Annotated in this window: 6 protein-coding genes and 2 pseudogenes; 2 read left to right on the forward strand and 6 right to left on the reverse strand. The window is 69.9% G+C overall.

What is annotated here, in order from left to right; translation table 11 throughout:
• A partial coding sequence (locus AB0C29_RS28840) for an SDR family oxidoreductase (RefSeq protein ID WP_360826432.1) occupies positions 1-657 on the forward strand: 657 nt, incomplete at its 5' end.
• 192 nt (positions 658-849) lie between these two features.
• Here AB0C29_RS28840 and AB0C29_RS28845 read toward each other — a convergent pair.
• The 6 genes and pseudogenes from AB0C29_RS28845 to AB0C29_RS28870 all read right to left on the reverse strand — a co-directional run bounded on the left by AB0C29_RS28845 (position 850) and on the right by AB0C29_RS28870 (position 5,344).
• On the reverse strand, positions 850-1,998 hold the full coding sequence (locus AB0C29_RS28845) for an amidohydrolase family protein (RefSeq protein ID WP_360826435.1): 1,149 nt from the start codon (positions 1,996-1,998) through the stop codon (positions 850-852).
• Positions 1,995-2,273 carry a hypothetical protein gene (locus AB0C29_RS28850; RefSeq protein WP_360826438.1) on the reverse strand — a complete coding sequence of 93 codons (279 nt, stop codon included), beginning with the start codon at positions 2,271-2,273 and terminating at the stop codon, positions 1,995-1,997. The genes AB0C29_RS28845 and AB0C29_RS28850 overlap by 4 nt, the downstream gene beginning before the upstream one ends.
• A 132-nt stretch (positions 2,274-2,405) precedes the next feature.
• Positions 2,406-2,768, reverse strand: a pseudogene (locus AB0C29_RS28855) (hypothetical protein); the annotation flags it as partial.
• Between the two features lie 39 nt (positions 2,769-2,807).
• Positions 2,808-3,839, reverse strand: coding sequence for a zinc-binding dehydrogenase (locus tag AB0C29_RS28860; RefSeq protein WP_360826441.1), 1,032 nt, complete (start codon positions 3,837-3,839; stop codon positions 2,808-2,810).
• 4 nt (positions 3,840-3,843) lie between these two features.
• Complete coding sequence (locus AB0C29_RS28865) at positions 3,844-4,710, reverse strand: hypothetical protein (RefSeq protein ID WP_360826444.1); 867 nt, start codon at positions 4,708-4,710, stop codon at positions 3,844-3,846.
• 55 nt (positions 4,711-4,765) lie between these two features.
• On the reverse strand, positions 4,766-5,344 hold the full coding sequence (locus AB0C29_RS28870; RefSeq protein ID WP_360826447.1) for a DUF1684 domain-containing protein: 579 nt from the start codon (positions 5,342-5,344) through the stop codon (positions 4,766-4,768).
• 131 nt (positions 5,345-5,475) lie between these two features.
• On the opposite strand from AB0C29_RS28870, the pseudogene AB0C29_RS28875 reads away from it, so the two are divergent.
• Positions 5,476-6,205: pseudogene (locus AB0C29_RS28875) on the forward strand (hypothetical protein); the annotation flags it as partial.

Below are 6,205 nucleotides of genomic sequence, written 5' to 3' on the forward strand. Positions count from 1 at the left end.
CTGGCCGCGCGCACCGAGGAACAGCTGAAGGCCGTGACCGAGGAGATCCGCCGGGACGGCGGCCGCGCGGACCACGTGGTCTGCGATCTGGCCGACGCCGGCAGTGTGCGGGCCGCCGTCGCACGGACCGTCGAGGTCTTCGGGCGGCTCGACGTCGCCTTCAACAACGGCGCCACCATCACCCCGCCACTGCCGTTCGACCAGGTACGGGAGGAGCACTTCGACGAGCTGTACGCCGTGAACCTCCGGGGAGTGTGGCTGGCCATGGTGGCCGAGATCGGTGCCATCCGGGAGACGGCCGGTGCCGGCGCCATCGTCAACAACTCCAGCGTGGGCAGTCTGCGGGGCAATCCGGCGCTGCCCGCGTACGGGGCGATGAAACGCGCGGTCAACAGCCTCACGGAGTCGGCCGCCGTCACGTACGGCCCGCAGGGCGTCCGGGTCAACGCGATCGCGCCCGGCAACACGAGCACCGAGATGATCCGTACCTGGGAGGCGGACTCGCCCGGCCTGACGGACCGCCTCATCGCCGCGACGCCGCTGCGCCGGTCAGCCGATCCGGCCGAGATCGCCGAGGCCGCGGCGTGGCTGCTGAGCGACCGGGCCTCCTTCGTGACCGGCGCCGTGCTCCCGGTCGACGGCGGCGCCCGGGCGTGACCGGCCGGGCGGGGACGGCGCCGGATGAGCCATTCCGCCACCGCCGGGTTGATCGTCCAGGCGGCGATCATCAGCACCGCCCGGGTGCCCACGCCGGGCTGACCGGTGTGTTGGCCCGGCGATGCCGGGCCGTCGATCAGCCCGGACGCCGCCGGCCTCGCCACATTCTTCACTCCGGCCGACGCCGGCGTATCACTTCACGGGCAATTTCATTCTGAACAGTTTCTCTGCATTTCGGAACGCAATCTTCTCCTTGTCTTCGCGTGGCAGATCGACTCCGCGGAACCAGTCGGTCTGGACCTTGATGTCCGCGAACGGGTAGTCGGTTGCGAACAACACGCGATCCACGCTTATGAACTTCAGCAGGAGATCGAGCAGTTCGGTCTGGGGGAATGCGCTGGTGGTGACCCAGAAGTTGTCCTTGAAGTATTGCGCGAAGGGCTTCTCGAGCGAATTTTCGGTCGACTCGCCCATGTCTTCGAGGATCCGCTTGTAGTAGAAGGGAAGCCCTTCGCCCATGTGGCCGATGATGATTTTCAGTCTGGGGAACCTGTCGAAAACCCCGTATGTGATCATTCGAATACACTGGGTCAGCACCTCCTGGTGCCAGCCATAGCCAGACCCACTGAAAATGTAGGGTTGGAGCTCTTCCGCATATTTGGACCGGGTGGTGCTGTAGTAGATCTTGAAGATCTCGTCAGCTGGATAACCGGGATGCAGGTAGATCGGCACATCGAGAGCCTGGGCCCGTGCCAGCACCGGGTCGAAATCGGGATGGTCGAGATACTTCTTCGTGATGTGTCCGTTGGTCAGTGCGCCCAGGAAGCCATCTTCCTTGACCGAGCGTTCCAGTTCGTCCGCCGCCGCCTCCGGGCTCTGCAAGGGCAAGGTGGCGAAAGCCTTGAAGCGGCCCGGATATTTGGCAATTGGGCCCTCGACAAGTTGCCGGTTAAGACGATGGGCAAGGTCGATGCCCTTCTTCCCGGGGACATTCTGTACGGACGGTGTATGAGCAGAAAGGATCTGAACGTTGAGTCCCCCCTTGTCCATGTCGCCGATGCGGCGTTGGCCCAGATCCGAAAGGCCAATTTCCTCAAGGTACGCTATGTGATCCTCATTGATGGAGTTCAGCTTCAACAACTCGGGAGTCGAAAATGTCTCCTCCGCGCCGATGAAGGGCAGGTCCCGGTCCCGCAAGGCAATGTCCGAAGTCTTGGCCGGGGTCTTGGCCGGGGTCTCGTCCTCGTCCGCTGCCGAAACGGCGGCATACGCGGACAAGCCGGCACCGGCGCCAAGCGCCGTGGCAGCGGCCAGAAAGCCGCGGCGTCCCATGGACTTCATGCCAGTCTCTCTTTCAGGTTTTTGTCTGGTGTGGTTTCCGTACGGCATCCGTCGGCGAGATGCTTCAGTTCGAGACCGGGGGTCTTCGCGTCCTTCTTGCGCACCGCGGCAGCGCCGACCAGCGGCACCGCGAGGAACTGCTCGCCGGCGCGCGGTGGAGCTGACGACCTGCCCGCGTGCGCGCTGTGCGGGTCAGCCGCGCCGGGCGGCGCTTTCCCTGACCGCGTTACATTGACGACCATCAGTACCTCCGGCACGCGAATCGGCTCGCTCATCTGATGCCGACTTCGTACCGAGCGAATCTGAGACGACCGTTAGAAAAGCTCCTGACCCGGCCTCTTAGGTGATGTCTCGTAACTCGGTACGGGCGTTGCCGGGCAAACGGGTGGGCGGCGTCGATCGGCCGGAGCGATGTTGTGCAGATGGGCGATGCCTGGCGCGGGGACCGCGAGTGTGCGCCCGGCGCGGCGGTAGTCCCGCGGGATCTTGTAGGTCCTCAGACGCGCCAAGGCGTGTTCCACGCGGGCGGTAAGGGGGGATCACCTCAAGATTGCCGCGGTAGCCACCAGCGGCCATTACGTCGCGCCCGGCCGGCTTCCGGTCGATGCCGCTGGTGCGGTAGACGATCCTTGCCGTTGCCGTTGCCGTTGCCGTTGCCGTTGCCGTTGCCGTTGCCGTTGCCGTTGCCGTTGCCGTTGCCGTTGCCCGGTTGCCGGGCGGCCCAGGGCGATGACCGGACGGCTGTTGGCGTCAATGGCGACTTGCCGGTGACCTCGTGGCCACCTCAGCGGCATCGTGGTGACAGCAGCTCAGGGCACGATGACCTGGACGCCGGCCGGGGCGGCGCCGTCCATGGCGGCCAGGGCCGCCGCGGCGGCCGGGAGCGCGAGCTCACCGGTGATCAGCTCGCCGGGGCGCAGCGCGCCCGTCTCCACCAGCGACAACATCTCCGGGTACGCGTGCGCCGGCATCCCGTGGCTGCCCAGGATCTCCAGCTCGTGCGCGACGACCAGCTCCATCGGCACCGTCGGGCGGCCGGTCACCGCCGGCAGCAGTCCCACCTGCACGTGCCGCCCCCGCCGGCGCAGCCCTTCGATCGAAGCCGTGAGGGTGACCTGGCTGCCCAGTGCGTCGAGGGAGACGTGCGCGCCGCCGCCGGTGAGCTCCCGGATCGCCTCGACCGGCGGTGTCGTGGCATCCACCGTGGCGGCCGCGCCGAAACGGCGGGCCAGGGCAAGGGCCTCGGCCGACACGTCGACGGCGACGACCCGGGCACCCGCCGCGACCGCGATCATCACCGCGGACAGCCCGACGCCGCCGCACCCGTGCACCACCACCCACTCGCCGGGGCGGACCCGGCCCTGGGCCACCACCGCGCGGAAGGCCGTCGCGAACCGGCAGCCCAGGGTCGCGGCCGCGGCGAAACTGATCCGGTCGTCCAGGCGTACCAGGTTGGTCTCGGCGTGCGGCACCACCACGAGGTCGGCGAACGAGCCCCAGTAGGTGAAGCCGGGCTGTTCCTGCCGGTGGCAGACCTGCTGGTCGCCGGCCAGGCAGGCCGGGCAGGTGCCGCAAGCGCAGACGAAGGGCGCGGTGACGCGGTCGCCGGTCTGCCAGCCGCGGACGCCCGCACCGACCGCGGCGATCTCTCCGGCGAACTCGTGACCCGGGACGTGTGGCAGCCGGATGTCGGTGTCGTGGCCGCGCCAGCCGTGCCAGTCGCTGCGGCACAGCCCGGTCGCGCGGACGGCGACGACGACCCCGTCCTCGGGTGGCTCGGGGTCCCGGACGTCGCGAAGCTCGGGCAGCTCACCGAACCGGTCGTAGATCACCGCACGCATGGCCTCATCGTCGCAGCCGGCCGTACGACTCCAGCGTGCGGAGCGCCTCCACGGTGACCCGCCCGCGCCACGCCAGCCGGGACGCGGTGCTCGGCGGCTCCCAGGTGAGCGCCCAGCCACCGTCCGGCTGCTGGGCCCGCAGCAGGTGGTCGAGGTGCCCGTCGAGCTGGGCGTCGGTGAACAGGGACCGCCAGCGCGAGTCCGCGGCCGGGGCGAAGTGCAGCGGGGTCAGGCCGTACCCCTCGGTCTCGGGGTCGAGGTGGAACATCGAGGTGGTCAGCAGCCGCTCGGTCACGGCGGGGACCAGCTTGTCCGCGCGTTCCCGGTCGGGCACGTGGGCCAGGAAGGCGAACACCTCGAGCAGCGCGTGCGCGTCGTCGGGGGGCGGGTTCTCCTCCAGCGCCTGCCAGCAGTAGCGGGTGGCCGCGTCGCGCCACGGGTGGTCGACGTCGAGCTGGTACAGCAGACCGGCCAGACCGGCGGTCGGGTTCAGCCCCGGCACGTAGGTCCAGTCCGTCATGTGCTCGGCCCGCGGGTAGGCCTCGATCACCGGCGCGGCCAGCGAGACCGCGCCGTCGACCGCGACACTGTCGAGGAAGCCGGCCGCCCGTCGCAGCATCTCCGGATCGGTGGTCCGGGCGGCCACCAGGGTCTGCAAGGCGATCTCGACGTCCAGGGGCAGGCTGGCCGGGCAGCGCTTGTCCGGCTCGAGCCCGTGGCCGAAACCGCCGTCCTCGTTCTGGTAACCGCGCAGGGCGTCGACGACCCCGCCGGCCGGTGCCCCGTGGAAGAGCGTGTCGAACAGGCGTTGCTCCAGCAGCCGGGCCTCGGCCCGGACGAACCGCTCGGCAGCGGCGAAGACGTCATCCATGGCCGAAGCGTAGGAGCCCGGCGGCGGCGCCGTCTTGAAGAAATCGGACGCGCGGTCAGTGGTACTTGAGCTCGCCGGCGGTGATCGCGGTGGTCAGCCTGTTCTCCGGGGGCGCCAGGGGGCAGAGCCACTGGTCGTCGTACGCGCAGCTCGGGTTGTAGAGGTAGTTGAGGTCCAGCAGGACGCGGGTGCGGGACACCATCTCCAGCCCGCGGCCGTGGGTGCCCTTCACCGTGTCCGTCAGGTATCGGCCGCCGCCGTACGACTGGGGGCCGCAGGTCGCGTCGCGGACCGGCAGGAACAGGCCACCCCCGTACGCGGCCAGCCACCACAGCGACAGCTCGCCCCACGGGGTGTCCAGGATGCCCACCCGGTCGTAGTGGCACACGCCGTCCGGGCCGCCCGTGTCGATGTCGATCTCGCCCGGCGCCGGGCGCAGCTCCACCTCGGCGCGGAACTGCTCGCTCGGCGGGAAGTAGGACAGACCCTCGAAGTCGCCGGTGCTCGGGATCGGTGACTGGGGGTGGTACGCGAACAGCTCGTCACGCCGGGCGCGGAAGTCGGAGAGGTCGGTCGCGGTCAGGTAGATCCGGGCCACCGCCGCGCGGTAGTCGGCGAGTTCGAGTGCCTGCACGCGCACCACCGTATCCCGCACCCCTTGAGTGGATCTTGTAGTTCGTCCTACGCTCGAAAGGTCAGCGCATTGAAACGTTTAAATGCGTTGATCCGCTGCCCCGCGCACCTCCCCCCACCGAGGAGAATCGCATGGCCAAGTCCCTATCCCTCCATGCCCGCAGACCACTGCTGCTCGCCGCGGCCCTCCTGCTGCTGCCCGGCTCCCCGGCCGCCGCAGCGCCTCCCGTCTCCCGTCCCGCCGCCCTGATCACCGCGCCGGTCGGCCTCGCCGGCGCGCACTGGATCTGGTTCGCCGAGGGGGAGCCCGCGCAGAGCGCCCCCGCCGCCACCCGCTACCTGCGCCGCACCTTCACCGCCCCGGCCGGCCCCTACACCGACGCCCAGCTGGTCGTGACCGGCGACGACACGGTCGACGTCTGGCTCAACGACACCTACCTCGCCGGCTCCACCCGGACCGCCGACTCCTGGAAGACCGCCCGCTACGTCGACCTGGCCGCCGCCCTCAAGCCCGGCAGCAACACCCTGACGATCGCCGCGCGCAACACCAGCGCGGGTCCGGCCGGTGTCCTCGGCCGGATCCGGGTCGCCACCGCGCAGAGCACTGTCGACCTGGTCACCGACGGCAGCTGGCAGGCGGCCGACTCGGTGCCGCAGACCTGGACCGCGGCCAAGGACCTCGGCGCGTACGGCACCGGGCCGTGGCGCAGCGATGTCGCCGGTCCCGACCCCGGCGCCGGCTCGCCGGTCACCCTGGCCGGCCTGACCACCGAGCGCCGGACCGGCCCGGTCGGCCTCGACACGGCGAAACCGCGCTTCGGCTGGCGGCTCGTCTCGGCCGCCACCGGCCAGCTGCAGGGCC

Origin of the sequence: Actinoplanes sp. NPDC048791, assembly GCF_040650095.1 — a bacterium.
Taxonomy (GTDB): Bacteria; Actinomycetota; Actinomycetes; order Mycobacteriales; family Micromonosporaceae; genus Actinoplanes.

Bases quoted from the DNA above. Each gene is read 5' to 3' on its own strand.
- AB0C29_RS28845 (WP_360826435.1), bottom strand. From the start codon at position 1,998: ATGAAGTCCATGGGACGCCGCGGCTTTCTGGCCGCTGCCACGGCGCTT.
- AB0C29_RS28850 (WP_360826438.1), bottom strand. From the start codon at position 2,273: ATGAGCGAGCCGATTCGCGTGCCGGAGGTACTGATGGTCGTCAATGTA.
- AB0C29_RS28860 (WP_360826441.1), bottom strand. From the start codon at position 3,839: ATGCGTGCGGTGATCTACGACCGGTTCGGTGAGCTGCCCGAGCTTCGC.
- AB0C29_RS28865 (WP_360826444.1), bottom strand. From the start codon at position 4,710: ATGGATGACGTCTTCGCCGCTGCCGAGCGGTTCGTCCGGGCCGAGGCC.